At 66.1% G+C, this 25,249-nt stretch carries 24 protein-coding genes, 1 tRNA gene and 1 pseudogene; 13 read left to right on the top strand and 13 right to left on the bottom strand.

Annotated features, from left to right (window positions below; translation table 11 throughout):
* Positions 1-33: 33 nt before the first annotated feature.
* The 3 genes from ABQF30_RS19270 to ABQF30_RS19260 are packed head-to-tail and all read left to right on the top strand — an operon-like array spanning position 34 to position 1,792.
* A complete protein-coding gene (locus ABQF30_RS19270) occupies positions 34-525 on the top strand; it encodes an RNA polymerase sigma factor (protein WP_448466683.1) in 492 nt (163 codons plus the stop codon).
* Positions 522-1,085: a methylated-DNA--[protein]-cysteine S-methyltransferase gene (locus ABQF30_RS19265; protein ID WP_448466681.1), complete on the top strand. Its 564-nt coding sequence runs from the start codon at positions 522-524 to the stop codon at positions 1,083-1,085. The genes ABQF30_RS19270 and ABQF30_RS19265 overlap by 4 nt, the downstream gene beginning before the upstream one ends.
* A complete protein-coding gene (locus ABQF30_RS19260) occupies positions 1,082-1,792 on the top strand; it encodes a 2OG-Fe(II) oxygenase (protein WP_448466679.1) in 711 nt (236 codons plus the stop codon). Before ABQF30_RS19265 ends, ABQF30_RS19260 begins: the two co-directional genes overlap by 4 nt.
* Before the next feature lie 17 nt (positions 1,793-1,809).
* Here ABQF30_RS19260 and ABQF30_RS19255 read toward each other — a convergent pair whose 3' ends face one another.
* On the bottom strand, positions 1,810-2,961 hold the full coding sequence (locus tag ABQF30_RS19255; protein WP_448466677.1) for an aldo/keto reductase: 1,152 nt from the start codon (positions 2,959-2,961) through the stop codon (positions 1,810-1,812).
* A gap of 95 nt (positions 2,962-3,056) precedes the next feature.
* Here ABQF30_RS19255 and ABQF30_RS19250 point away from each other — a divergent pair, with 95 nt between their 5' ends.
* Positions 3,057-3,917, top strand: coding sequence for a helix-turn-helix transcriptional regulator (locus tag ABQF30_RS19250; RefSeq protein WP_448467245.1), 861 nt, complete (start codon positions 3,057-3,059; stop codon positions 3,915-3,917).
* A 57-nt stretch (positions 3,918-3,974) separates the two neighbouring features.
* Here the strand turns inward: ABQF30_RS19250 and ABQF30_RS19245 are convergent, their stop codons facing one another.
* From ABQF30_RS19245 to ABQF30_RS19235, 3 genes are all read right to left on the bottom strand, one after another.
* Positions 3,975-4,715 carry an SDR family NAD(P)-dependent oxidoreductase gene (locus tag ABQF30_RS19245; RefSeq protein WP_448466675.1) on the bottom strand — a complete coding sequence of 247 codons (741 nt, stop codon included), beginning with the start codon at positions 4,713-4,715 and terminating at the stop codon, positions 3,975-3,977.
* A gap of 250 nt (positions 4,716-4,965) precedes the next feature.
* Positions 4,966-6,210, bottom strand: coding sequence for an MFS transporter (locus ABQF30_RS19240; RefSeq protein WP_448466673.1), 1,245 nt, complete (start codon positions 6,208-6,210; stop codon positions 4,966-4,968).
* On the bottom strand, positions 6,207-7,556 hold the full coding sequence (locus tag ABQF30_RS19235) for an NAD(P)-binding domain-containing protein (RefSeq protein WP_448466671.1): 1,350 nt from the start codon (positions 7,554-7,556) through the stop codon (positions 6,207-6,209). Before ABQF30_RS19235 ends, ABQF30_RS19240 begins: the two co-directional genes overlap by 4 nt.
* Before the next feature lie 156 nt (positions 7,557-7,712).
* Between ABQF30_RS19235 and ABQF30_RS19230 the strand changes: the two genes are divergently transcribed.
* Positions 7,713-8,003 carry an ArsR/SmtB family transcription factor gene (locus ABQF30_RS19230; protein ID WP_448466669.1) on the top strand — a complete coding sequence of 97 codons (291 nt, stop codon included), beginning with the start codon at positions 7,713-7,715 and terminating at the stop codon, positions 8,001-8,003.
* Between the two features lie 200 nt (positions 8,004-8,203).
* On the opposite strand, the pseudogene ABQF30_RS19225 reads toward ABQF30_RS19230, so the two are convergent.
* The 7 genes and pseudogenes from ABQF30_RS19225 to ABQF30_RS19195 form a co-directional block, all read right to left on the bottom strand.
* Positions 8,204-8,359: pseudogene (locus ABQF30_RS19225) on the bottom strand (SDR family oxidoreductase); the annotation flags it as partial.
* Between the two features lie 348 nt (positions 8,360-8,707).
* Positions 8,708-8,863 (bottom strand): hypothetical protein, encoded by a 156-nt coding sequence (locus ABQF30_RS19220; protein ID WP_448466667.1) that lies wholly within the window; start codon positions 8,861-8,863, stop codon positions 8,708-8,710.
* A 64-nt stretch (positions 8,864-8,927) separates the two neighbouring features.
* Positions 8,928-9,785 (bottom strand): hypothetical protein, encoded by an 858-nt coding sequence (locus tag ABQF30_RS19215; protein ID WP_448466665.1) that lies wholly within the window; start codon positions 9,783-9,785, stop codon positions 8,928-8,930.
* 170 nt (positions 9,786-9,955) lie between these two features.
* A tRNA-Val gene (locus ABQF30_RS19210) sits at positions 9,956-10,030 on the bottom strand.
* 55 nt (positions 10,031-10,085) lie between these two features.
* Positions 10,086-10,547 carry a peroxiredoxin gene (locus ABQF30_RS19205; RefSeq protein WP_448466663.1) on the bottom strand — a complete coding sequence of 154 codons (462 nt, stop codon included), beginning with the start codon at positions 10,545-10,547 and terminating at the stop codon, positions 10,086-10,088.
* Complete coding sequence (locus tag ABQF30_RS19200) at positions 10,547-10,981, bottom strand: DUF3052 domain-containing protein (RefSeq protein WP_448466661.1); 435 nt, start codon at positions 10,979-10,981, stop codon at positions 10,547-10,549. Before ABQF30_RS19200 ends, ABQF30_RS19205 begins: the two co-directional genes overlap by 1 nt.
* Before the next feature lie 117 nt (positions 10,982-11,098).
* Positions 11,099-11,686, bottom strand: a complete 588-nt coding sequence (locus ABQF30_RS19195) for an Rv2240c family protein (protein ID WP_448466659.1) — start codon at positions 11,684-11,686, stop codon at positions 11,099-11,101.
* 146 nt (positions 11,687-11,832) lie between these two features.
* On the opposite strand from ABQF30_RS19195, the gene aceE reads away from it, so the two are divergent.
* The 7 genes from aceE to ABQF30_RS19160 all read left to right on the top strand — a co-directional run bounded on the left by aceE (position 11,833) and on the right by ABQF30_RS19160 (position 21,428).
* Positions 11,833-14,622 carry a pyruvate dehydrogenase (acetyl-transferring), homodimeric type gene (aceE, locus tag ABQF30_RS19190; RefSeq protein WP_448466657.1) on the top strand — a complete coding sequence of 930 codons (2,790 nt, stop codon included), beginning with the start codon at positions 11,833-11,835 and terminating at the stop codon, positions 14,620-14,622.
* A 56-nt stretch (positions 14,623-14,678) separates the two neighbouring features.
* Positions 14,679-15,965: a PucR family transcriptional regulator gene (locus ABQF30_RS19185; protein ID WP_448466655.1), complete on the top strand. Its 1,287-nt coding sequence runs from the start codon at positions 14,679-14,681 to the stop codon at positions 15,963-15,965.
* Between the two features lie 163 nt (positions 15,966-16,128).
* Positions 16,129-17,037: an ACP S-malonyltransferase gene (locus tag ABQF30_RS19180; protein ID WP_448466653.1), complete on the top strand. Its 909-nt coding sequence runs from the start codon at positions 16,129-16,131 to the stop codon at positions 17,035-17,037.
* A gap of 94 nt (positions 17,038-17,131) precedes the next feature.
* Entirely contained in the window at positions 17,132-17,431 is a 300-nt protein-coding gene (gene acpM / locus ABQF30_RS19175; protein WP_064941450.1) for a meromycolate extension acyl carrier protein AcpM, read from the top strand.
* Positions 17,428-18,678, top strand: coding sequence for a 3-oxoacyl-ACP synthase KasA (gene kasA, locus ABQF30_RS19170; RefSeq protein WP_448466651.1), 1,251 nt, complete (start codon positions 17,428-17,430; stop codon positions 18,676-18,678). Before acpM ends, kasA begins: the two co-directional genes overlap by 4 nt.
* 43 nt (positions 18,679-18,721) lie before the next feature.
* Positions 18,722-19,975 (top strand): 3-oxoacyl-ACP synthase KasB, encoded by a 1,254-nt coding sequence (gene kasB, locus ABQF30_RS19165; RefSeq protein WP_448466649.1) that lies wholly within the window; start codon positions 18,722-18,724, stop codon positions 19,973-19,975.
* 31 nt (positions 19,976-20,006) lie between these two features.
* On the top strand, positions 20,007-21,428 hold the full coding sequence (locus tag ABQF30_RS19160; protein ID WP_448466647.1) for an acyl-CoA carboxylase subunit beta: 1,422 nt from the start codon (positions 20,007-20,009) through the stop codon (positions 21,426-21,428).
* Between the two features lie 77 nt (positions 21,429-21,505).
* Here ABQF30_RS19160 and ABQF30_RS19155 read toward each other — a convergent pair whose 3' ends face one another.
* Positions 21,506-23,044: a glycerol-3-phosphate dehydrogenase/oxidase gene (locus ABQF30_RS19155; protein WP_448466645.1), complete on the bottom strand. Its 1,539-nt coding sequence runs from the start codon at positions 23,042-23,044 to the stop codon at positions 21,506-21,508.
* A complete protein-coding gene (locus ABQF30_RS19150) occupies positions 23,041-23,616 on the bottom strand; it encodes a TetR/AcrR family transcriptional regulator (protein WP_448466643.1) in 576 nt (191 codons plus the stop codon). The genes ABQF30_RS19155 and ABQF30_RS19150 overlap by 4 nt, the downstream gene beginning before the upstream one ends.
* A gap of 50 nt (positions 23,617-23,666) precedes the next feature.
* On the opposite strand from ABQF30_RS19150, the gene ABQF30_RS19145 reads away from it, so the two are divergent.
* Positions 23,667-25,235: an FAD-binding oxidoreductase gene (locus ABQF30_RS19145; protein ID WP_448467243.1), complete on the top strand. Its 1,569-nt coding sequence runs from the start codon at positions 23,667-23,669 to the stop codon at positions 25,233-25,235.
* The last annotated feature ends 14 nt before the right edge of the window (positions 25,236-25,249 follow it).

The following is a 25,249-nucleotide window of genomic DNA, read 5'->3' as shown; positions in this document are numbered from 1 at the left end:
ACGAGCAAGGAGCCAGCCCATGGATCGATGCCGATGAAGACACCATTCGAGAGCGTCGTCAGCACGCACGGCCCGGCCGTGTTGCGGGTGTGCACCTTCGTCCTCGGCAGCACCGATGCCGAGGACGCCTGGTCGGAGACCTTCCTGGCCGCCCTACGCGCCTATCCCGAGCTCGCCGAGGATGCCAACGTCGAGGCCTGGCTGGTGAGGATCGCCCACCGCAAGTCCATCGACATCATCCGGCGGCGGCAGCGCGACGCGATCGCCGTCAGCGACGTGCCCGACCAGGTGTCGTCGCTCGGAACGCCCGGCGCGGGTGACGACGAACTCACCGATGCGGTGAAAGCGCTGCCGCCCAAACAACGCCAGGCCGTCGCATACCACTACCTGATCGGCCTGCCGTACGCCGAGATCGCGGCGATCCTCGGTGGCACCACCGCAGCTGCGCGTAAGGCCGCCTCCGACGGAATCGCCGCCCTACGAACCAAATTCCCGGACGCACTCACGGAAGGAGGGCCCCGATGAACGACATCCTGACGCGCCTGCACCGCAGGCTCGAGGAGCAAGCAGCCGAGCACGGCCTGCTCGACATCGCCTACACCACCATCGACACGCCCGTCGGGTCATTGCTGTTGGCCGCCACGGAGATCGGGCTCGTACGGGTCGCCTACGACTCCGAGGATCACGACACAGTGCTCGACGCGCTGGCCACCAGGCTGAGTCCACGCGTGCTGCGTGCCCCGAAGCGCCTCGACATCGCCGCGCGCGAAATCGACGAGTACTTCACCGGTGTGCGCCGGCGGTTCGACGTGCCGTTGGACTACTCGCTATCCAGTGGGTTCCGGCAGGTGGTGCAGCGTCAGCTGTCGCACATCCCGTACGGGCAGACCGAGTCCTACAAGACGGTCGCGCAGACCGTCGGCAATCCCAACGCCGTGCGCGCCGTCGGTACGGCGTGTGCGACCAATCCCCTGCCGGTCGTGGTGCCGTGCCACCGCGTACTGCGTTCCGACGGCACGCTCGGCGGATACATCGGCGGAGCGGCCGCCAAAACCACGCTCCTGACCCTGGAGCGGGCCGCATGAACCGGTGGCAGAAAAAGGTCGACTCCGGAGATTGGGAAGCCATCACGGCCGAGGTCAACGAATACGGCGGTGCGCTGCTGCCCAAGCTGTTGACCGGCGCCGAAACCCAGCGCCTGCGGGCCATGTACGCCAACGACCACCGGTTCCGCAGCACCATCGACATGGGCCGTTACCGGTACGGCGAAGGCGAGTACCGCTACTTCGACGCCCCGTACCCCGAGCCGATCGAGCAGCTCAAACAGGCGCTGTATCCGCGTCTGTTGCCGATCGCTCGGGATTGGTGGACCAAGCTGGGCCGCCGGCCACCCTGGCCCGACACCCTCGACGAGTGGCTGCAGCTGTGCCACCGCGCAGGGCAGACCAAGGCGACGGCGATCCTGCTGCGGTACAGCGAAAATGGCTGGAACGCCCTGCACCGCGACCTCTACGGGGATCTCGTCTTCCCACTGCAGGTGGTGATCAACCTCAACAAACCGGGCACCGATTACACCGGCGGCGAGTTTCTTCTGCTCGAACAACGACCGCGAGCTCAATCACGGGGTACTGCAACGCAATTGCCGCACGGGCACGGCTACGTGTTCACCACCCGCGACCGTCCGGTCAAATCCGTGCGGGGTTGGTCGGCAGCGCCGGTGCGACACGGTGTTTCGGTGATCCGGTCAGGCGAGCGCACCACGCTCGCGCTGGTTTTCCACGACGCCGCATGAGGATTGGGCATCGTGCTCTATACCCATTGCGTCGACCGCCAAGAGCTGCGGGCGCGAATCTTGCCCAAGTCGCGATTCATGATCCCCGGATAGTTCTTGCCGGGATACCAAGGCTGTCTCGTGACTTGGTCGAAGCCGGGCATGGTGTGCATGTGCTCGACCATCCGGGCGCGCATGTCAGCGTCGGGCAGAGACCCCAGGCAAGCTGCCATGTTGTCGATGAGGTGCTCGGGATCTGAGGTGGCCGGCAGGGCGACGGTAACCGCAGGGTGCGAGATCACCCACTTGAGGAAGTACTGCGACCACGTGCGTATCCCCAAGTCGCCGGCGAAATCCGGCAGCGGTCGGTCCCCCACGAAGTGGTGCAGCCTCCCCTTCTCCAGGGGCATGTTCACTGTCACCGCAACACCATTGTCGGCTGCCAGTGCCATGATCACGTCCTCGGCCTGCCGTTCGGCGATGGAGTAGCGGATCTGCACGAAATCGAGGTTGCCACCGGAGATCCAGGTCGCCAGCGGGCTGAAGTAGGCCGGGTCGTGATGGGTCACGCCAAGTCGGCGGATGCGGCCTTCGGCCTTCCACGCGTGCAGCAGCGGCATGATCATGTCGACGTTCACCAGCGCGTGGCATTGCATGACGTCGATCGGAGCTGTTCTCGACAGTCGCCTCATCGAGGTGTCGAGGCTGGCTTCGGCGTGTGAGGCATCGCCGAGGTGGTCCCCTGTCGACCAAATCTTGTTGGTGACGAAAAGGTCGTTCTGGATGCCGTCTTCGACGGCGGAGCGTGCGATGTTCTGCTCGGCCAGTCCGTACAGCGGGGACGTGTCCACCACCCGGCCCCCGCTCGCCCAGAACCGGCGCAGCACCTCGTCGCGAACACTGCGAGCCTGTTCGGGAATCGCATCGAAGGTCTGAAAGGTACCCAGGCCGATGGCAGGCAGCGCGACGTCGGTGCCCGGAATCGTGCGAGTCACCATGCCGGCGGGCAATTGTGGCGGGGGTGCTTGAGGTCGATCGACGCCACGGCTCGCGCCGGCCTCAGGCGTCGAGAGGTGCTCATCGGCGACGGCGGCGTAGATCCCCCCTCCAGCTAGTGCCGCCGCGGCGCTCAATCCGCCGACTTGAAGCAGGCGGCGCCGAGATGGTCGCCAGGGCATGTCGGAATTCACGGATCCGATCCAACACATCGAAGTCCGAACCAGCCAGGGATCGCCGATCCCTGGCGGGTGCCGTGCAGCTACACCACAATGACGACGTGGCACGAATGGACCGGGATACGCTAGCGGACTTTCTGCGGGGACGACGTGAGGCGCTGTCCCCCACCGACGTCGGTCTGCCGTCGGGTCCGGGTCGGCGGGCCCCGGGGTTGCGCCGGGAGGAAGTCGCGCAGATCAGTGGAATGTCCGTCGACTACTACGCACGCCTGGAACAGCGTCGTTCGCCACAGCCGTCGACCAACATACTGTCGGCGCTTGCCCGCACGTTGCGGCTCTCCCGCGATGAGCGCGACTACTTGTACCGGATCGCCGGCCATCATGCCCCCGGCGGCAGCGCACCGAGTTCCTTCGTGCGGCCGGCGCTCATTCATCTGCTCACCCAACTCGACGACTGCGCAGCATTTGTCGTCTCCGACTTGGAGGTCATGCTCGCCCAGAACCGCCTATCCGTCCTGCTGATGGGTGATCGGCGCGCGAAGCGCCAAGATGCGGCATCGAGCATGACCTGGCAGTGGTTCATCGAACCGAAGTATCGCGAGCTGTACCCGCCGGAGGATCACGACGAACAATCACGCGTCCGCGTCGCCGACCTGCGCGCCACGTGGTCGCGGCGCCGAGCCGACGCCGACGTCGCCGCACTGGTCGACGGGCTGCTCGTGCGCAGCCAGGAGTTTCGTTCACTGTGGGACCGTCAGGACGTCGAGGTCCGCCACGCCCACCGAAAAACGTTGACGCATCACGAAGTTGGGCGTTTAACCGTCGAATGTGAGCTGCTCGCCACCTACGACGACGGTCAGCGACTGGTCATCCTCAGCGCCGATCCCACCTCGGAGTCGTACAGCAAACTACAACTGCTCGGTGTCGTCGGCGACCACAAGGTTGGCACCGTCATGACCCCCGACCAATGACGGTCGAGCAATTCGGGATCAGCTGCCGTGTGTGCGGGTCACGGGGTAGCGGGTCGATCACCAGGCGATCACTTCGCCCTGCCAGTTGAAGAACTGGCCGGTGGGAGACTCGGCGGCCAGTGCAATGGCCACAATGCCGGCCGCACCTTCGGCAGGATCGCCGGCGCCCGGCATGGGTTCGCCATTGCTGAGGCCTGTTGCTCGATAACCGGGGCTCACCGAAAGTACGGAGATCTCCTCCTGTGCAAGCTCTTTGGCGTAGAGCACGGTCAACATGTCCAGGGCGCTCTTCGACGCCTGATACGCGGCCGCGGCAACCGAGCTGTGCGCCCAGTCCGGATCATTGACCAGGCGGGTCGATCCCAGTTCGCTCGACACGTTCAGAATCCGCGGGCGTCCAGACTTCCGCAACAGGGGCAGGAACGCATTGGTGACGGCGGCGATGCCGGCGGTATTGGTGTCGAACGTCTGCAATAACGACGCCCGGCTCACCTGTGAAGCCGTCAGCCCGTCTCCCACGATGGCGGCGTTGTTGATCAAGATGTCCAACCGACCGTAAGTGTCGGCGACGTGCTCGACGGCCGCCGCGATCGTCTGGTCATCGGTCACGTCAATGGTCAGCTGATCCACCGCGAGCCCGTCCGCGACCAACTCACCGGCAGCGGACGCACCGCGCGCCGGATCGCGGGATCCCATGAGCACACGCACACCGGTGCGTGCGAGTTGTTGCGTCATGTGGAAGCCGATACCGGCGTTGGCTCCGGTCACCAGGGCGATGAGGTTGTCGTTGTTGGTCATGGAACGAGTACAGCGCAGATCAGTCTGCACAGGCAGGGAGCAGTTGTGCCCCTGTAGACGGGAATACGTGACCTCAGGCCAGATGGGACAATTCACTGCGTTTAGCGTTTGCGGCAATTTGCGACGTCCTCGAGATCTGCCGAGTGAGTCCGCGTCGACCGTTCTGTCTCGTTTCCGGATCGTCCGCCGACCAGCACCCGCAGTGCATCGAACCACCGACCGCTGGTGTGTGAATGCCTTTGACCAGCACTTATAGCGTCTCCGTGCGCCTATTCTGTCCGCATAAGTCCAGCTCAGGTGTCTGGACCCGCGGCCTGGTGGCTGCTGCCATCAGCGCCCCTGCGGCGGCGATCGCACCGAGGGCAACGAACATGGCGGCGTACCCGCCGAGGAGAGTGGCCAGGGCCGCGCCGACGAACGGGCCGACCGCGGTGGCGATCATGATCGGTGCGTTCAGGATGCCGCTGAGATGGCCGTAATGGGTTACGCCCCAACGCTCGGTGACCGCGGTCGCTTGCAGCAACGTCATGATGCCGCGTATTACGCCGGCGCCGATCGCCACTACCAGCAACGCGGCGTAGCTGCTGAAGACGCCGAGAAGCGCAGTAGTGGCCGCGACGCCGACCATGATGATCACCGTGCGTGGCACCACGCCGATACGGCGGACGAGTGTTTGGTAGCCCAAGCGGCCGAGCACTTGCCCTGCGCCGCCCAGGCCAAGCGCGACCGCCGCGGCGCCGGTGCTGATACCGCGTTGGCTCATCAACGGCACCAGGTTCGCGATCACCGCATACGACGCGAGTCCGGCGAGCGCGAATGCCGCTATCAACGCCAGGAAGGGCCCGCTGCGGGCGGTGCGGGTGGGCGCCTCCACCTCATGTTTGGTTGTCGCTGCCGGCCACGGGCGCCGAAGACCGAAGAAATGGGCCGGAATGGTGATCACCGCCATGATCGCCGCCAACACGAGATACGTTTCGCGCCAACTCATGTGAGCTGAAATGGCCGCGGTCAGCGGTGCGAACACCGTGCTGGCGAAACCCGCCACCAGGGTCAAGATCGTCAATGCGCGCACCGCGTCGGTGCCGAAGAACCGAGTCAACGCCGCGAACGCGGGTGCGTAGAACACCGCGCTCATCGCCACACCGGCGACGACCCAGGCCGCCACGAACCAGCCGTAGTTCGGCGCCGCTACGACCGCGATCACCGCGAGGGTGCCCAGCACCGAGCCGGCGGTCATGATCCAGCGCGGGCCGACGCGGTCCAACCACCGCCCGACGGGGATCCCCACCAGTGCTGAAGTCACCAGGCCCGCCGAGAACGCGGCGGTCACCGTCGACGCCGACCAACCGGTGTCGGCGCTGATCTGCTCCGACATCACGGTGAAGGCGTAGTACAACACACCCCAGCTGGTGATTTCAGTGACGCACAGAGTCAACAGGACCCAGCGCAGCCCGTGGGCTGCGCTGGGTGCCGGGAGAGGATCCGTCGTGGTCATCCGCCAATGGGGTTGAGCGACAGCGTGAGCGGTTGCAGCGTTGATGGCTGCGATGTCGGGGCTGGCCCGCAGCACCCGCCGCCGGCGTTCTCATCCTCGGGGCTGTCGAACAAGCCCGCGCCGTTGCACACCCCGGTGTCGGGGAGGGTCAGCTCGACGCGGCGTGCGGCCTCGTGGTCGCCGGCAAGTTCCGCGGCGATGCTGCGGACCTGCTCGTAGCCGGTCATCGCCAGGAAGGTCGGCGCGCGCCCGTAGGACTTCATCCCCACGATGTAGAGATTCGGTTCGGGATGGGCCAATTCGGCTGCGCCGTGCGGCAATACGCTGCCGCAGGAGTGCATGTTCGGATCTATCGAAGGGGCCAAGTTGACCGGGGCCTGCAGAATCGGGTCCAGCTCGATGCGCATCTCCGACAGGAACGACAGATCCGGCCGGAAGCCGGTGAGGACAACAACGTGATCGGCGGCCGGCAACACCCGACCGTCCTCGGCTGTCACCACCGCGCGTTCGTCCACCAGGTCGATGCGCTCAGTGCGGAACCCGGTCGACAGCGACACCCGGCCCGCCTCGACCGCTTCCTTGGATCGCACACCCAACGCGCCGCGCTGTGGGAGTTCATCGGCTGCGCCCCCGCCGAAGGTGTCCTCGGAGACCCCGCGGCGCAGCACCCACGTCACCGTCGTCGACGGATCCTTGCGCACCACCTCGCCGAGCTGGATCACCGCGGTCATCGCCGAGTGCCCGCTGCCGACCACCACCACATGCTGGCCCGCCAGACCCGAGGCCTCCGCCAGCGTCGGCGGGATATAGGTCAGCACGCCGGAGGCCGCAGCCGCAAGTTCCCCGATTGCGGGAACACCATCAGCGCCAGCAGGATTGGGCTGACCCCACGTGCCCGAGGCGTCAATGACCGCCCGCGCCTGCACCCGACACTGCGTCCCGTCTGCCTTACTCACGTGCACGACGAACGGCGTCTCAGCACGGCCCGGGCTGACCAGCCGGTCCCGGCCCAGCCGGGACACCGCCTCAACTCGCGCGCTATATTGCACGCGCTTGCCCAATGCGTCCGCCAGCGGCGCCAAGTAACTGTCGATCCATTCTCGTCCGGTCGGGAACCCAGACGCGGCGGCCGTCCAGCCGGTCGGCTCGATCAGCCGTGCAGCTGCGGGATCTACCAATTCGGGCCACGGCGAGAAGGTGCGCACATGTTCCCATTGCTCGACCGCCGATCCTGGACCTTGGCCGGCCTCCAACACCAGCGGTGTGAGTCCGCGCTCCAGCAGTTGCGCGGCCGCCGCCAAACCCAGCGGTCCGGCCCCGATCACCACGACAGGCAGCTCTGACATGCCCACTCCTCTCATCGACAACCTTCGATGGGATCGATCGTTCTCGATGCATCGATGTTTGTCAATGCGTGTGCCATGATGGATGACATGGCAACGGCGACCGCTCCCCTGAGCACCGCAGATGTGACTGCTTGCTGCTCTCCGCTAACTGGGGGCGTGCTGGATACCGCCGCCGCGGAACGCCTCGCCTCGGTGTTCAAAGCGCTCGCCGACCCGGCACGGGTCAAACTGGTGTCCCTCATCGCGGCAGCAGAGGGCGGCGAAGCCTGCATCTGCGACCTGACTGAACCGCTCGGACTGAGCCAACCCACGGTGTCGCACCACATGAAGTTGCTCGTCGACGGCGGCTTGGTGAGCCGTGATCAGCGCGGCAAATGGGCCTACTACCGAGTCAACTCCGAAGCCCTGGACCGCATCGCTGCCGCAGTCTCAACTCAACCGGGATAAGCAACCTCGCGTTGATGACCGCGCCCGCCTGTTACCCGACCAGGCCAGCCGGGCAGTGCAGAGGCGCTGGGATGAAACTGGCGATGCGTAGCTTGGACTCGGTCCGCGCCCGGTGCCACGGCCGACGAGGTGGCGCGACGACTGAAATGACCGCGAAAAGTCAACAGCCGCCCCACGATCCGCACACCGCTCACTGGAGATCAGGTGAGTACCCCCGCCTTGACAGCTGCGGTGACTCCCCCGTCGACGATGAGGTCGGTGCCGGTGACGAAACTGGCCGCCGGACTGAGGAGAAATTCGACGGCTGCGGCGACATCGTCGGGTGTACCGATCCGACCACAAGGCGACGCGCGAACGTGTTCGAATCGGTCGGACCCCGCGTACCCCGCGCGCAGCACCTTTGCTGATATGCCTGCGTGCAGTAGGAGCAGCACGCGAAGCACCCACGGCGTGCTTGTGGTCAGTATCAGCCATCGGAGGCAGCTCACGTACCTGAAACAGGCTGCAACGTATCAGGGTAACGACATCCGGATCGGTTTTCCTGATCGCGTTACGACACAAGGCTTTTGCCAAAGGAGGGCCGCCGCCACATATCAAAACTCTGGTGGACCACACCAGATTTGACGTTCCAGGTGACGCAGATCCGCGTCACATCGTCACCGTAGCAATCCCAGACAGTCGCACGAGACCGTCGGAATCTACGGCTAAGTAGTACTAGCCCGCGCCTCAACCCACTTGATCAAGCGGCGACGGCGTTCTGCGATGCGCTCGGGATTCTGCTCTGCGTCACGCTCGGCGGCGTCGGCTTCCTCCCAGGCACGACGCATATCGGCGTCGTGGAACTCCACAGTCTTCGCCATCACTCACCCCTTTCGGACGACGCCAGCATAGCTGCGCTCACCGACAAAACGCGTTAGGCACATTCTAGTTCCCTCGCTGCTGGGAGGCCTTGGTGATGCGGGCGGGCGTCATCGTCGTCGCTTCGGCGGCGGCAAGCAGGTGTGCCAGCACCTTGATGGATGCGACATCCGAGTCCGAGAACCCGTCAGCTTCGAGCGTGTTGGCTGTCAGCATCCCGAAAGCGAGTCTGTCTGCACGAACAGCGACCGACACAAACGACCTGTACTGCCGATTCCTAGAGACGTCCCATGAGGCGGGAACCGCGGCGCCCGTGTCGTTACTCAACTCGACCTCGCCAATGTCTATCAGGTCCCATACCCCCTGATCACCGCCGTGGCCCTCGACGAACTCGCTGGTGAAGGAGTCTTCGCGATTTCGCGAGTCACTGTAGGTGCCCGACTGCATCACCCGGGATTGTGCACTTAGGTCTTGGACCCGAAAGTAGGCGGCCCGCGGCGCTTCGCTCTGGACGAGATCGCAGACCTTGCTGACAATTGACGTGCGAAACCCGCTGATCTCCACATCCTTGGATGCCTGATCCAACACGGAGAGCCGGCGCAGCTTGTCGGCAGTGCCGAGCATGGCTCCGTTGATGAGCAATGAGGTGCGACGAGACTCTGCCTTCAAGGCTTGGTCGAGCGAGACCCGCTCCTCCTCCTGCTGACGCTTGAAAGCGCGCTCGTTCCTGAACTTGAAGAAGCCGACAACAGCGGTCGCTACCGCGAAGCAGCCGGCCACAATGCGGATACCGACGAGCCAATAGCCCGGCGGGATGAGACTGATCGCAAAGGTGGCCGCAGCGGTCAGTACAGCCAGCGCCGTCAGTGTGAAGTTGAAGGCGACCGCCTGGTCCTTGACAGCCTTCGTCTGCTCCACCCCCACCGCGGCAGCATCTCACACAGGGCCGACGTAAACGAGCAATGAATGCCTACTCGCGCAGTGTCGGATCGGTGCCGCCGCCCGTTGGGTCGCGAGTTCGAATCTCTTGGCACAACGGGGGTTTTGAAATCGCCGGAAATTCTTGGCCGTAAGCCTCTGACCTGCAATAACTTTGGTGGGCGCGGACGGTATCGAACCGCCGACCGCTGGTGTGTAAAACCAGAGCTCTACCACTGAGCTACGCGCCCCGTCGCAGGCACGGTACACGGCGTTGACGTGGGACCGGAAATTCCGGTGGAGAATTCACCCCCGCAGTGCCGCCAGCGCCTGTGTCCATACCGTCTGATCCCGGACCTGCCCCGGTTCCATCATCTCGGCGAAGCGGATGGTCCCGGTGCGGTCGACCACGAACGTGCCGCGGTTGGGATATCCGGCGTCGGAGTTGAACACGCCGTAGGCCTGGGTCACCGCGCCGTGCGGCCAGAAATCGGAGAGCACCGGAAACGTGAATCCGCTTTCGATGGACCAGATCTTGTGCGTCGGCGGCGGTCCCACCGAGATGGCAAGGGTGGCCGTGTCGTCGTTCTCGTAGACCGGCAGTTTGTCCCGGATCTCGCCGAGCTCGCCCTCACAAACGCCAGTGAACGCGAGGGGGAAGAACACCAGCAGGACGTCCCTGGCACCCCGGTATCCGCTGAGGGTGACGGGCCTGCCGTTCTGGTCCCTGAGGGTGAAATCCGGCGCGGGGGCGCCGACGGCGAGCACTATCCCCGCTTTCCGGCGGCCTTCGATTTCGGCTGTACCAGCCGGCTGGCCGACCAGTCCCCCAGTTTGGCCGACGAGGTCTGCATCAGGCCCGCGGTCGGGGCCGATTCGGCGATCTCGGCGGGCTGCACGTGCCCGGGCTTGCCGGTCTTGGGGGTGATCACCCAGATCACGCCGTCCTCGGCCAGGGGGGTGATGGCGTCCATCAGCCGGTCCACAAGATCGCCGTCGCTGTCTCGCCACCAGAGCACCACGACGTCGACCACATCGTCCGCATCCTCGTCGAGCAGCTCAGAGCCGCACGCGTCCTCGATGTCGGCCCGGATGTTGTCGTCGGTGTCCTCGTCCCAACCCAACTCCTGGACGACCTGTCCATTCTCGATGCCCAGAATCTGGGCGTAGTTCGGGTCAGAGTCCTTCCCCGCCGCGACCACCGTCGGTCCTCCTCAACCTTTTAGAGCCTTGCCTTGTGCTGCTCGTCGTGTGCGCCCTATCGTCGCACGCCGGTGTCCAAGTGCGGGTGTCCGGCAGGCAGGTTCGTCGAACCGCCCTCAATACGCGGCATCGCATCTGTCCAATGCGTTGGTCCGCGCGGTGTTGGACCGGTTGGATGCGGCGTTGAACTCGTCGGGCGGGGCGTTGCCGGAAATGGCCCCGGCAACCGCTCGCGCGGAGTCCACCCACTCGGTCAGGGCGCCCCGCAGATCCGGTGACAGCGCGTCGGACATGCCGGAACTGACCAGATCAGCGCTGCGGTTCAGCGCGGCGACGGCGGGACCGGCTTTGACCTGCACATCGGCCGAGTCGTTGTTGACGGCTTCGACGTAGACATTCACTGCGTCGACCGCGTCCACGGCCGAGGTGCTCAGATCCTCGCAAACGGTGTGAACGGCACGGGTCGTCAACGACGCCTGACGCTCCGACTCACGAGCCGCCGAACTCACCGAGGATTCCTCGATCGACGCCGAAACCGACGCCCGGTACACCGGAGCAGCCTCCGGATCGACCTGCGCGGTCCCGCCGGTCACCGACGAGCAGCCCACAACCACGATGGCGATTGCCGCAACGCCACCGAGCGCTGACGCGGCGATTCTCAGCCTTGCTCCCGCCCTTGCACCCAACTGCGAACCGATCGGCACGATCTGCAGACGTTACCGGTTCTTCATCGCGGCGACCGGTTCATTCCACTCGCCACCCCCAGCGAAGCGGATGCGGCACGATAGGGGGACGATAGAAGGTGCCACAAGCACCTATCGATTAGTAACCGCCTAACAAGGAGCGGAAGTTGACCACCGAGTTCGTGCGCCAAGACCTGGCCCAAAACTCCAGCACCGCAGCAGAACCCGACCGGGTCCGGGTGATCCGCGAGGGTGTCGCCTCATATCTGCCCGACATAGACACCGACGAAACCAGCGAATGGCTCGAATCGTTCGACGAGTTGCTCGAGCGCTCCGGCCCGGCGCGGGCGCGGTATCTGATGTTGCGACTGCTCGAGCGCGCCGGCGAACAACGGGTGTCGATTCCCGCGCTGACATCCACCGATTACGTCAACACCATCCCGACCGAGCTGGAACCCTGGTTCCCCGGTGACGAGGACGTCGAGCGACGCTACCGGGCATGGATCAGGTGGAACGCCGCCATCATGGTGCACCGCGCACAGCGACCGGGAGTCGGTGTGGGCGGCCATATTTCGACATATGCCTCCTCGGCCGCCCTCTACGAGGTCGGGTTCAACCACTTCTTCCGCGGCAAATCCCACCCGGGCGGTGGCGACCAGGTCTTCATCCAGGGCCACGCCTCGCCGGGCATCTACGCGCGCGCCTTCCTGGAAGGCCGTCTGACGACCGACCAACTGGATGGTTTCCGCCAGGAGCACAGCCACAAGGGCGGCGGCCTGCCGTCCTACCCGCACCCGCGGTTGATGCCGGACTTCTGGGAGTTCCCGACGGTGTCGATGGGGCTGGGCCCCATGAACGCCATCTACCAGGCGCGGTTCAACCACTACCTGCATGACCGCGGCATCAAGGACACCTCGGATCAGCACGTCTGGGCGTTCCTCGGGGACGGCGAGATGGACGAGGCGGAAAGCCGCGGGCTGACGCACATGGCCGCCCTGGAGGGCTTGGACAACCTGACCTTCGTGATCAACTGCAACCTGCAGCGCCTGGACGGCCCGGTGCGCGGCAACGGCAAGATCATCCAGGAGCTGGAGTCGTTCTTCCGGGGTGCCGGCTGGAATGTCATCAAGGTGGTGTGGGGCCGCGAGTGGGACGCCCTGCTGCACGCCGACCGCGACGGCGCGCTGGTCAATCTGATGAACTCGACGCCCGACGGCGATTACCAGACCTACAAGGCCAACGACGGCGCGTACGTGCGCGACCACTTCTTCGGCCGCGACCCGCGCACCAAGGCGCTCGTCGAGCCGATGACCGACCAGGAGATCTGGAATCTCAAGCGCGGCGGCCACGACTACCGCAAGGTGTACGCCGCCTACCGCGCGGCGATGGAGCACAAGGGTCAGCCGACGGTGATCCTGGCCAAGACCATCAAGGGCTACACGCTCGGCCATCACTTCGAGGGCCGCAACGCCACGCACCAGATGAAAAAGCTTGCGCTGCAAGACCTCAAGGATTTCCGCGACGTCACCCGCGTCCCGGTCTCCGATGCGCAGCTCGAAGAGGACCCGTACCTGCCGCCGTACTACCACCCGGGACCGGAGACACCCGAGATCCGCTACCTGCTGGAGCGGCGTCGCGCGCTCGGCGGTTTCCTGCCTGCGCGCCGCACCAAGAGCACACCGCTGCCGCTGCCCGCATCCGACACGTACAAGGCGTTGAAGAAGGGGTCGGGTAACCAGGCGGTGGCGACCACCATGGCAACGGTGCGCACCTTCAAGGAACTGTTGCGGGACAAGAACATCGGGCCGCGGCTGGTGCCGATCATCCCCGACGAGGCCCGCACGTTCGGGATGGACTCGTGGTTCCCCAGCCTCAAGATCTACAACCGCAACGGGCAGCTCTACACCGCGGTGGACTCCGAGCTCATGCTGGCCTACAAGGAAAGCGAAATCGGCCAGATCCTGCACGAGGGCATCAACGAGGCCGGCTCGACGGCGTCGTTCACCGCGGTGGGCACGTCGTACTCGACCCACAACGAGCCGATGATCCCGATCTACATCTTCTATTCGATGTTCGGGTTCCAGCGCACCGGCGACGGTCTGTGGGCCGCGGCCGACCAGATGGCGAAGGGTTTCGTGCTCGGGGCCACTGCCGGCCGCACCACGCTGACCGGTGAGGGCCTGCAGCACGCCGACGGGCACTCGCTGCTGCTGGCGTCCACCAACCCGGCTGCGGTGACCTACGACCCGGCGTTCGCCTACGAGATCGCCTACATCATCGAAAGCGGCTTGAACCGCATGTACGGCGAGCATCCGGAGAACGTGTTCTTCTACCTCACGATCTACAACGAGCCGTACGTCCAGCCTGCCCAGCCCGAGGATCTCGACACCGAGGCACTGCTGCGCGGGATGTACCGGTACCGGCAGGCCCCCGAAAAACGTACGAATATCGCGCAGATCCTGGCCTCCGGCGTGGCGATGCCCGAGGCGCTGCGGGCGGCCGACATGCTCGCCGAGGACTGGGACGTGGCCGCCGATGTGTGGTCGGTGACGAGCTGGGGTGAGCTCAACCGCGAGGGCGTCGAGATCGAGAAGCACCGGCTGCGCCATCCCGATCAGCCCGCCCGGACCCCGCACGTGACCAACGCCCTGGCCGACGCGGCCGGGCCGGTGATCGCGGTGTCGGACTGGATGCGTGGGGTTCCGGAGCTCATTCGGCCGTGGGTGCCCGGCACCTACATCACGCTGGGCACCGACGGGTTCGGCTTCTCCGACACCCGGCCTGCCGCGCGGCGGTACTTCAACACCGACGCCGAGTCGGTCGTCGTGGCGGTTCTGGAGGGGCTCGCCCGGGACGGCGAGATCGATCCGTCGGTGGCGGTCGCGGCGGCCCGGCAGTACAAGATCGACGACGTGTTCGCCGCTGGGGTGTCATACGCCGATACGGGTAGCGCCTGACGTCCCAGCGCGAGCGCTTGGAGGAATCCACCAGAAATTCGGCGTAGCTTTTAGGGATGGTCGACAATCGGTTCGTTCCGCCGAAGTCCACGGTCGAGGTTCTGGAGAACGTGCCCGACTCGGTGTTGCGCCGGCTGAAGCAGTACTCCGGCCGGCTCGCCACCGAGGCGGTGCACGCCATGGAGGACCGGTTGCCGTTCTTCGGCGATCTCGACGCCTCGCAGCGGGCCAGCGTGCAACTGGTGGTGCAGACCGCCGTCGTCAACTTCGTCGAGTGGATGCGCAACCCGGCCAGCGATGTCGGCTACACCGCGCAGGCTTTCGAAGTGGTGCCCCAGGACCTGCGGCGTCGGGTCGCGCTACGCCAGTCGGTGGAGATGGTCCGCACGACCATGGAGTACTTCGAGGAGGTCGTGCCGCTGCTGGCCCGGTCGGAGGAACAGCTGACCGCACTGACCGCGGGCATCCTGCGCTACAGCCGCGACCTGGCGTTCGCGGCAGCCAGCGCCTATGCCGACCAGGCCGAGGCCCGCGGCGCCTGGGACATCCGGATGGAGGCCAACATCGTCGACGCCGTGGTGCGCGGCGATACGGGCACGGATCTGCAGTCTCAAGCGGCGGCACTGAACTGGGATGCCACCGCCCCCGCAACGGTGATCGTGGGACTGCCACGCCCTGACCGCATGGATTCGGCGCGCGACGACGTCCACGATGTGGTGCGACGCAACAACCGGGCCGCCCTGTCGGATGTGCACGGCACCTGGCTGGTGGCGATCGTGTCGGGTCCGCTCTCGGCGACCGACCGGTTCCTGGCCGAGCTGCTGACGGTGTTCGCCGACGGTCCGGTGGTGATCGGCCCGACGGCCCCGACGCTGACGGCTGCGCACCGCAGCGCGACCGAGGCCATCTCGGGGATGAACGCGGTGGCCGGATGGACCGGGGCACCCCGGCCGGTGTCGGCGCGCGAACTTCTGCCAGAGCGGGCGCTGCTGGGCGACGCGACCGCAGTCGCAGCGCTGGATGCGGAGGTCATGCGGCCACTGGCCGACGCCGGACCGGCGCTGACCGAGACCCTCGACGCGTATCTGGACTCCGGCGGGGCGATTGAAGCTTGCGCCCGCAAATTGTTCGTTCATCCAAACACCGTGCGTTACCGGCTGAAACGGATCGCCGACTTCACCGGGCGCGATCCCGCCCTACCGCGAGATGCGTACGTATTGCGGGTGGCCGCGACGGTGGGCCGGCTGAGCAAACACGAGTACCATCCGAGCGCGCCAACCAGCGCTTGGAGTGCAGTACCGGCAATTCGGCCGGCCGGCGTGGGCGGTCGTCGGGCCCGATAGGGCCGCTGCCGGGCATGTCACACGTCGCGCTGCGGTATCGGCCGCGTCGCATCACATACGCTTTTGTGGAGAACCTACAAAAACATAAGACAAGGTTCATAATCTCTTACACCGCGCAAACCCATCTTCACAGTGTTCTCTTAAAGACGTGCCTCAAGGACCCATGCTTGCATTGCTTGCCCCCGGACAGGGGTCGCAGACGCCCGGCATGCTCGCCCCCTGGCTGGAACTGGCGGGCGCTGCCGACCGCCTGGTGACCTGGTCGCAGATCAGCGGACTCGATCTGGCCCGGCTGGGCACCACCGCGACCGCCGAAGAGATCACCGATACCGCGGTGACGCAGCCGCTGGTGGTGGCCGCAACCCTGCTGGCCCACGAGGAATTGACCAAGCGCGGATTACTCGGCGACGCCGACGCGGTGGTCGCCGGACATTCCGTCGGCGAGATAGCCGCCTACGCCATCGCCGGCGTCATCTCCGCTGACGATGCGGTCAAGCTGGCCGCGACCCGCGGCGCCGAGATGGCCAAGGCCTGCGCGATCGAGCCCACCGGCATGTCGGCGGTGCTCGGCGGCGACGAGGCCGAGGTGTTGGCCCGCCTGGAATCACTGGACCTGGTGCCCGCCAACCGCAACGCGGCCGGCCAGATCGTGGCGGCAGGCGCACTGTCGGCGCTGGAGAAGCTCGCCGAGGATCCGCCGGCCAAGGCACGGGTGCGCCCGCTGGCCACCGCGGGCGCGTTCCACACCCGCTACATGGCCCCTGCGCTGGACGGTTACGCCGCTGCGGCGGAATCTGTAACAATCGGCGAGCCGACCGCGACACTGCTGTCGAATGCTGACGGTCAGCCGGTGATTTCTGCCGCCGACGCCATGGAGAAGCTCGTGGCGCAGCTGACAAGGCCGGTTCGGTGGGATCTGTGCAGCGCGACGCTGCGCGAGCGGAACGTGGCCGCGATCATCGAGTTCCCGCCCGCGGGGACGCTGGCCGGCATTGCCAAACGCGAATTGAAGGGCACCCCGACGCGCCCGATCAAATCCCCTGCAGACCTGGACGGTCTGGACGAGCTGTAGGTCCCGACCACACCCGGCATCTAAGAACGCACAACAGAACGCCCGAAATAGTCCTCCGTACCGGAGGGCGTCTCAACAACAAGAAGGAGCCATCGTGGCCGCCAGTCAAGAAGAAATCATCGCCGGTCTCGCCGAGATCATCGAAGAGGTCACCGGTATCGAGCCTTCCGAGGTGACCCCGGAGAAGTCGTTCGTCGACGACCTGGACATCGACTCGCTGTCGATGGTTGAGATCGCGGTGCAGACCGAGGACAAGTACGGCGTGAAGATTCCCGATGAGGATCTCGCCGGTCTGCGCACCGTTGGTGACGTGGTCTCCTACATCCAGAAGCTCGAGGAAGAGAACCCCGAGGCTGCTGCTGCCCTGCGTGAGAAGTTCTCGGCAGACCAGTGACCAGGCCTTCCACTGCCAACGGCGGTTACCCCAATGTTGTGGTAACCGCCGTCACGGCGACGACGTCGATCGCGCCTGACATCGAGAGCACGTGGAAGGGCCTGCTGGCAGGCGAGAGTGGTATCCGCGTCCTCGAAGACGAGTTCGTCGAGAAATGGGACCTGGCGGCGAAGATCGGTGGCCACCTCAAGGAGCCGCTCGATCCGCTGATGTCCCGGTTGGACATGCGCCGCATGTCGTACGTGCAGCGCATGGCCAAGTACCTCGGCAAACAGCTGTGGGAGTCTGCAGGCAGCCCTGAGGTCGATCCCGATCGCTTCGCGGTCGTGATCGGCACCGGACTCGGTGGCGGCGAGAAGATCGTCGAAACCTACGACGCCATGAACGAGGGCGGGCCCCGCAAGGTGTCACCGCTTGCCGTGCAGATGATCATGCCCAACGGTGCCGCCGCGGTCGTCGGCCTCGAGTTGGGCGCCCGGGCCGGGGTCATCACCCCGGTGTCGGCCTGCTCGTCGGGTTCGGAGGGCATCGCACACGCGTGGCGTCAGATCGTCATGGGTGACGCCGACATCGCCGTGTGCGGTGGCGTCGAAGGTGCCATCGAGGCGCTGCCGATCGCGGCGTTCTCGATGATGCGTGCGATGTCCACCCGCAACGACGACCCCGAAGGCGCGTCACGGCCGTTCGACAAGGACCGCGACGGCTTCGTGTTCGGTGAGGCTGGTGCGCTCATGGTCATCGAGACCGAGGAGCACGCCAAGGCCCGTGGCGCCAAGCCGCTGGCCCGTCTCATGGGTGCCGGTATCACCTCGGATGCGTTCCACATGGTGGCTCCGGCAGCTGACGGTCTGCGGGCCGGCCACGCGATGAAGCGTGCGCTGGAGACCGCCGGCCTGGACGCCAAGGACATCAACCACGTCAACGCACACGCCACGGCCACCCCGATCGGTGACACCGCGGAGGCCAACGCCATCCGTGTCGCCGGTGTGGAGCACGCCGCGGTGTACGCGCCGAAGTCGGCCCTTGGCCATTCGATCGGTGCAGTCGGTGCTCTCGAATCGGTGCTGACCGTTCTGTCGCTGCGCGACGGCGTCATCCCGCCGACGCTCAACTACGTGACACCGGATCCGGAGATCGATCTCGATATCGTTGCAGGCGAGCCTCGGTATGGCGACTACCAGTACGCCATCAACAATTCGTTCGGGTTCGGTGGCCACAATGTGGCCCTGGCCTTCGGGCGGTACTGAGGTCAGTCGGGGGAAGACCGCGAAAGGAAAGACTCAGTAGATTATGGCGGGATTATCCACGGGTGGGGGTCTACCCAATGTGGTTGTCACCGGCGTAGCCATGTCAACGGCGCTGGCAACTGATGCAGACAGCACCTGGAAGAAGTTGCTGGATGGCCAGAGCGGCATCCGGACGCTCACTGATCCGTTCGTCGAGGAGTATGACCTGCCGGTTCGCATCGGCGGGCATCTCCTCGAGGAGTTCGATCATGAGCTGACCCGGGTCGAGCTGCGCCGGTTGTCATATCTGCAGAAGATGTCGACGGTGATCGGCCGCCGGGCCTGGACCAACGCAGGGTCCCCGGAGGTCGATACCCGGCGACTGGCAGTGTCGATCGGCACCGGCATGGGTTCCTCCGAGGAACTCGTGTTCGCCTATGACGCCATGCGCACCAAGGGACTTCGTGCCGTTTCGCCGCTCGTCGTCCAGATGTACATGCCCAACGGACCGGCGGCGGCCGTCGGGCTCGAACGCGAGGCCAAGGCCGGGGTGTCCACCTCGATCTCGGCGTGTGCTTCAGGATCCGAGGCAATCGCCAACGCCTGGCGCAACATCGTTCTCGGCGAGGCAGACATCGCCATCTGCGGTGGTGTGGAGACCAAGATCGAGGCGGTGCCCATCGCCGGGTTCGCCCAGATGCGCATCGTGCTGTCCACGACCAACGACGATCCGGCAGGCGCCTGTCGCCCGTTCGACAAAGACCGCAACGGCTTTGTGTTCGGCGAGGCCGGTGCGCTGATGGTGATCGAGACCGAGGAGCACGCCAAGGCGCGCGGCGCCACGATCTACGGTCGCCTGATGGGAGCCAGCGTCACCTCCGACGGCTACCACATCGTGGCGCCGGACCCCAACGGCGAGCAGGCCGGTCACGCCATGACCCGCGCCATCGAACTGGCGGGCCTGCAACCCACGGACATCGACCACGTCAACGCCCACGCCACCGGCACCAGCGTCGGCGACGTGGCCGAAGGTAAGGCAATCAACAACGCCATGCGCGGCCACAAGCCGGCCGTCTACGCGCCCAAGTCCGCGCTCGGCCATTCGGTCGGCGCGGTCGGTGCGGTGGAGTCCATCCTCACGGTCCTGGCTTTGCGGGATGGCATCATCCCGCCGACGCTCAACCTGCGCAACCTCGATCCGGAGATCGATCTGGATGTGGTAGCCGGGGAGCCGCGACAGGGCGATTTCAAGTACGCGATCAACAATTCGTTCGGATTCGGTGGGCACAACGTCGCGCTCGCCTTCGGAAAGTACTGAGACACAGCACTTTCCACTACAGGAGGTTTGTATGACGATCATGGCCCCCGAGGCGGCTGCCGAGTCGCTCGATCCGCGTGATCCAGCTTTGCGCCTGAGGATGTTCTTCGACGACGGCAGCGTCGAGCTGCTGCACGAGCGGGATCGCTCAGGCGTGTTGGCCGCGGCCGGCACGGTCAACGGCGTTCGTACGGTTGCGTTCTGCACCGACGGCACCGTCATGGGCGGCGCGATGGGCATCGAAGGGTGCGCCCACATCGTCAATGCCTACGACACCGCCATTGAGGAGCAGAGCCCGATCGTGGGCATCTGGCACTCCGGCGGCGCGCGACTGGCCGAGGGCGTCAAGGCACTTCACGCGGTCGGCCTGGTCTTCGAGGCGATGATCCGTGCGTCGGGCTACATCCCGCAGATCTCGGTGGTGGTCGGCTTCGCGGCCGGTGGCGCCGCCTACGGGCCCGCGCTGACCGACGTGATCGTCATGGCCCCGGACAGCAAGGTGTTCGTCACCGGTCCGGACGTGGTGCGCAGCGTCACCGGCGAGGACGTCGACATGGTGTCGCTCGGTGGACCGGAAGCCCACCACAAGAAGTCGGGCGTGTGCCACATCGTCGCGAACGACGAGCTTGACGCCTACGAGCGTGGCCGTCGCCTGGTCGGATTATTCTGCCAGCAGGGCCATTTCGACCGCAGCAAGGCCGAGGCCGGCGACACGGACCTGACCGCGCTGCTGCCGGAATCGGCCCGCCGCGCTTACGACGTGCACCCGCTGATCTCGGCGCTGCTGGACGAGGGCGTGCCGTTCGAGGAATTCCAGGCCAAGTGGGCGCCCTCGATGGTCGTGGGTCTTGGCCGGCTGGCCGGACGCAGCGTCGGCGTGCTGGCCAACAACCCACTGCGGCTTGGCGGCTGCCTGAACTCCGAAAGCGCGGAGAAGGCAGCACGTTTCGTGCGGTTGTGCGACGCGTTCGGCATTCCACTGGTCGTCGTCGTCGACGTGCCGGGCTACCTTCCCGGTGTCGATCAGGAGTGGGGTGGCGTGGTGCGCCGCGGTGCCAAACTGCTGCACGCCTTCGGCGAGTCGACGGTCCCCCGCGTCACGCTGGTCACCCGCAAGATCTACGGCGGCGCCTACATCGCGATGAACTCGCGGTCGTTGAACGCCACCAAGGTGTTCGCCTGGCCGGACGCGGAGGTCGCCGTGATGGGCGCCAAGGCAGCCGTCGGCATCCTGCACAAGAAGAAGCTGGCCGCCGCAGCTCCCGAGGACCGCGACGCACTGCACGAACAGCTCGCCGAGGAACACGAGCGCATCGCAGGCGGCGTGGATGCCGCGATCGAGATCGGCGTGGTGGACGAGAAGATCGACCCGTCGCACACCCGCAGCAGGCTGACGCAGGCCCTGGCCGAGGCACCGCATCGCCGCGGTCGGCACAAGAACATCCCGCTGTAACCTTTCTTTCCTGCGCGAGCAGACGCAAATGTGCCCCAAATCGCTTGATTTGGGGCACATTTGCGTCTGCTCGCCGGTCAACTGTGCACGGCAAGCATCTCCGCTGCAACGGCCGCGGCACGCTCCCGGTCCGCGGCGACCAGGCCGATGCGGGTACGCCGGTCCAGGATGTCGTCAGCGTTCAGCGCCCCCTCGTGGGTGACCGCGTACTCGAATTCGGCTCGGGTGACGTCGATTCCGTCGGCCACCGGATCGATGGGGCGCTCACAACTGGCCTGCGCGATCACGTTGTGCGCCTCGGCGCCGTAGCGGGCCACCAACGAACCGGGCAGCTCGGTCGACGAGCGCAGCGTGGTCACGGGATTGGCCGGCGCACCCACCAGCGGGAGATTGCGGGTGCGGCACGCCGCAGCCGCCAGGCCGCGCAGGGCCACCGCACGATCCAGCACATCCTCTGCCATGTACCGGTATTCGGTGAGCTTCCCGCCAATCACGCTGATGACGCCGTTGGGTGATTCGACGACCGCGTGCTCGCGCGATACGTCGGCGGTGTGGCCCTGTCCCTTGTCGATCAACGGCCGCAGCCCCGCGTAGGCACCGCGCACGTCGTCGGTCGTCAACGCGGTGGACAGGGCGGTGTTCACGGTGTCGAGGAGGAACGAGATCTCGTCCGTAGTCGGATGCGGCACATCGGGTATCGGCCCCGGCGCATCCTCGTCGGTGAGACCCAGATACACCCGGCCCAGCTGCTCCGGCATGGCGAACACGAAGCGGTTCAGCTCGCCTGGAATCGGAATCGTCAGGGCTGCGGTGGGATTGCCGAATGCTTCGGCATCGAACACCAGGTGCGTGCCCCGGCTGGGCCGCAGCCTGATCGACGGATCCACCTCCCCGGCCCACACCCCGGCGGCGTTGATGACGACGCGGGAGGTCACGTCGAACGATTCCCCGGTGAATTGGTCGGTGAGACGCACCGAATTCCCGTGAGCGTGGGCGGCCGATACCCGGGTGAGGATGCGGGCGCCGTGCTGGGCAGCGGTCCGCGCAACGGCGGTGACCAACCGGGCGTCGTCGATGAGTTGACCGTCATAGGCCAGGAAGGCGCCGTCGAGGCCCTCGCGGCGCACGGTCGGCGCCAGTTCGACGGCACGTTGCGCGTCGACGCGGCACGACCGGGGCAATGTGGCGGCGGGCGTGCCTGCAAGTTTGCGCAGCCCATCGCCTGCCGCGAAGCCGAACCGAACCAGAGCACGCGAGGACCGGCTCATCGACGGCAGCAGCGGGACCAGCTGCGGCATGGCCTTGACGAGATGAGGAGCGTTACGGGTCATCAGGATTCCGCGTTCGACGGCACTGCGGCGGGCGATGCCGACATTGCCGGTGGCCAGGTAACGCAGCCCGCCGTGCACGAGCTTGGAGCTCCACCGGCTGGTGCCGAACGCCAGGTCGTGTTTCTCCACCAGCGCCACGGTCAACCCGCGGGTGGCGACGTCCAGCGCGATGCCTGCCCCGGTGATGCCGCCACCGATGACGATCACGTCGAGACGCTCGCCGTCGGCCAGCGCGGTGAGTTCGGTGGTGCGGCGGGCGCCGTTGAGTGCAGTCTGGCCGGTCACGGCTTCAGGTATCCGTTCAGGGAATGGGTCAGTTCGGTGGCGAGCGCGTCCGCGTCGAGGATCGGCTCGACCATCTGCGCGGACTGGATGGCGGACTGCGTGATCAGCAGGCACATGGTGGCGAGCTGATGCGGATCCCCCTCGCGCACACTGCCGTGTTCTTGGGCGAGTTTCAGCTCGCCGGCGACCGCGTCGATGAGGATCTGCTGACTGGTACCCAGCCGCTCGGCGATATAGACCATCGCCACTTCCGGCGCGGTGTGCAGCACCGCCATGATCACCTCGTCGTGGCGCAGCCGTTGGGCCACCGTGACGATCCGCGTCACCAGGGCCTCCCGATCGCAACGTGCACTCTCGACTTCGTCGAGCACACGCACGATCCGGGCGGTCAGCAGCGCGGCAAGGATCGAGCGGGTATCCGGGAAACGCCGGTACACCGTGGGCCGGCTGACTCCGGCACGGCGTGCGATCTCGGCCAGCATGACCCGCTCGACGCCGAAGGCCAGCACGCAGCTGGCGGCCGCCTCGAGAATCCGGTCGCCGAGCGATTCATCGTTACTGATTGACGCCATGTGTAATACTGTAACGCATGATGCAGCCGGACGAGCAGTTGTTGCCCCCGATGAAGTGGAACGCCTGGGGAGATCCGCAGGCAGCCAAGCCGCTGTCCGACGGCATTCGCGCCCTGCTGAAGCAGGCACTCGGCGTCGACGACGCCCCGGCAACCGAGTTGACGCCCGACCAGGTGCGACTGCGGCCTTCCGCACTGGCCGATGCCGATCGCGACGCGCTGGCCGCCATCGTGGGCGCCCCGTACTGCGGCACCGACGACACGTCCCGGCTGCTGCATGCAGGCGGCAAGTCCACGCTGGACCTCTTGCGCCGCAAGGATTCCGGTGTGCAGGATGCTCCCGACGCGGTACTGCTCCCCGCCGACGAAGACGAGGTCGCCGAGGTGCTCCGGTTCTGCAGCGAGCACAGGATCGCGGTAGTGCCCTTCGGCGGCGGCACGAGCGTGGTGGGCGGGCTGGATCCGCTGCGCGGCGAGTTCGGTGCGGTCCTCACGCTGGACCTACGCCGACTCGACGCATTGCACAGCATCGACGAGGTATCCGGCGAAGCTGAGCTCGGAGCCGGGGTAACCGGACCTCAGGCCGAGAAACTGCTTGGCGCGCACGGATTCTCGTTGGGCCATTTCCCCCAGAGCTTCCAGTTCGCCACGATCGGCGGATTCGCCGCGACCAGATCATCCGGGCAGGATTCGGCAGGTTACGGCCGCTTCGACGACATGGTCCGCGGACTGCGCGCGGTCACCCCGGCCGGCACGCTCGACTTGGGCCGGGCACCGGCCTCGGCGGCGGGCCCCGATCTGCGCCAACTCATCGTCGGCTCCGAGGGCGTGTTCGGGATCATCACGCGGGTGCGGGTCCGGGTACACCGCGTTCCAGAGTCGACGCGCTATGAGGCATGGTCATTCCCGGATTTCGCCACCGGCTCCGCCGCGCTGCGCGCAGTCACCCAGACCGGCACCGGGCCGACGGTGATCCGGCTCTCCGACGAAGCCGAGACCGGGGTGAATCTTGCTACCACGGAAAACATTGGGCAGCAGAGTATTACCGGAGGATGCCTGGCCATCACGGTGTTCGAGGGCACTGCAGCGCACACCGAGAGTCGCCACGCCGAAACCCGTGCCGTCCTCGAACAGCACGGCGGCACCTCGCTCGGGGAGGCTCCCGGTCTGGCCTGGGAGCACGGCCGCTTCGGTGCGCCGTATCTGCGCGATTCGCTGCTGGTGGCGGGCGCGCTGTGCGAGACACTGGAGACCGCAACCAACTGGTCGAACGTCGCCGCGCTGAAAACTGCCGTCACCGAGGCACTGACCGCCGAACTCGAGCCTGCCCTTGTGCTGTGCCACATTTCGCATGTGTACCCCACCGGCGCCTCGCTGTACTTCACGGTCGTCACTGCCCAACGTGGTAGCCCGATCGAACAGTGGCGCAAGGCCAAAGCCGCGGCGTCAGAGGCCATGGTGCGGAACGGCGGCACCATCACGCACCACCATGCGGTCGGCGCCGACCACCGACCGTGGATGCGCGACGAGATCGGCGACCTCGGTGTCGAGGTCCTGCGCGCAGTCAAGGCCACGCTGGATCCGGCTGGAATCCTCAACCCCGGCAAGCTGATTCCGTGATTCCGCGCACGCGA

It is taken from the genome of Mycolicibacterium sp. XJ870, assembly GCF_053483975.1.
Note: the sequence above shows the minus strand (reverse complement) of the source record. Positions and strands in the feature narration are given on the sequence as shown.

Bases quoted from the DNA above. Each gene is read 5' to 3' on its own strand.
- ABQF30_RS19240 (WP_448466673.1), bottom strand. From the start codon at position 6,210: ATGACCACGACGGATCCTCTCCCGGCACCCAGCGCAGCCCACGGGCTG.
- kasB (WP_448466649.1), top strand. From the start codon at position 18,722: ATGGCGGGATTATCCACGGGTGGGGGTCTACCCAATGTGGTTGTCACC.
- ABQF30_RS19265 (WP_448466681.1), top strand. From the start codon at position 522: ATGAACGACATCCTGACGCGCCTGCACCGCAGGCTCGAGGAGCAAGCA.
- ABQF30_RS19220 (WP_448466667.1), bottom strand. From the start codon at position 8,863: ATGGCGAAGACTGTGGAGTTCCACGACGCCGATATGCGTCGTGCCTGG.
- ABQF30_RS19250 (WP_448467245.1), top strand. From the start codon at position 3,057: ATGGACCGGGATACGCTAGCGGACTTTCTGCGGGGACGACGTGAGGCG.
- ABQF30_RS19185 (WP_448466655.1), top strand. From the start codon at position 14,679: ATGGTCGACAATCGGTTCGTTCCGCCGAAGTCCACGGTCGAGGTTCTG.
- ABQF30_RS19235 (WP_448466671.1), bottom strand. From the start codon at position 7,556: ATGTCAGAGCTGCCTGTCGTGGTGATCGGGGCCGGACCGCTGGGTTTG.
- ABQF30_RS19270 (WP_448466683.1), top strand. From the start codon at position 34: ATGAAGACACCATTCGAGAGCGTCGTCAGCACGCACGGCCCGGCCGTG.
- ABQF30_RS19180 (WP_448466653.1), top strand. From the start codon at position 16,129: ATGCTTGCATTGCTTGCCCCCGGACAGGGGTCGCAGACGCCCGGCATG.
- ABQF30_RS19260 (WP_448466679.1), top strand. From the start codon at position 1,082: ATGAACCGGTGGCAGAAAAAGGTCGACTCCGGAGATTGGGAAGCCATC.
- ABQF30_RS19150 (WP_448466643.1), bottom strand. From the start codon at position 23,616: ATGGCGTCAATCAGTAACGATGAATCGCTCGGCGACCGGATTCTCGAG.
- ABQF30_RS19160 (WP_448466647.1), top strand. From the start codon at position 20,007: ATGACGATCATGGCCCCCGAGGCGGCTGCCGAGTCGCTCGATCCGCGT.
- ABQF30_RS19145 (WP_448467243.1), top strand. From the start codon at position 23,667: ATGAAGTGGAACGCCTGGGGAGATCCGCAGGCAGCCAAGCCGCTGTCC.
- ABQF30_RS19245 (WP_448466675.1), bottom strand. From the start codon at position 4,715: ATGACCAACAACGACAACCTCATCGCCCTGGTGACCGGAGCCAACGCC.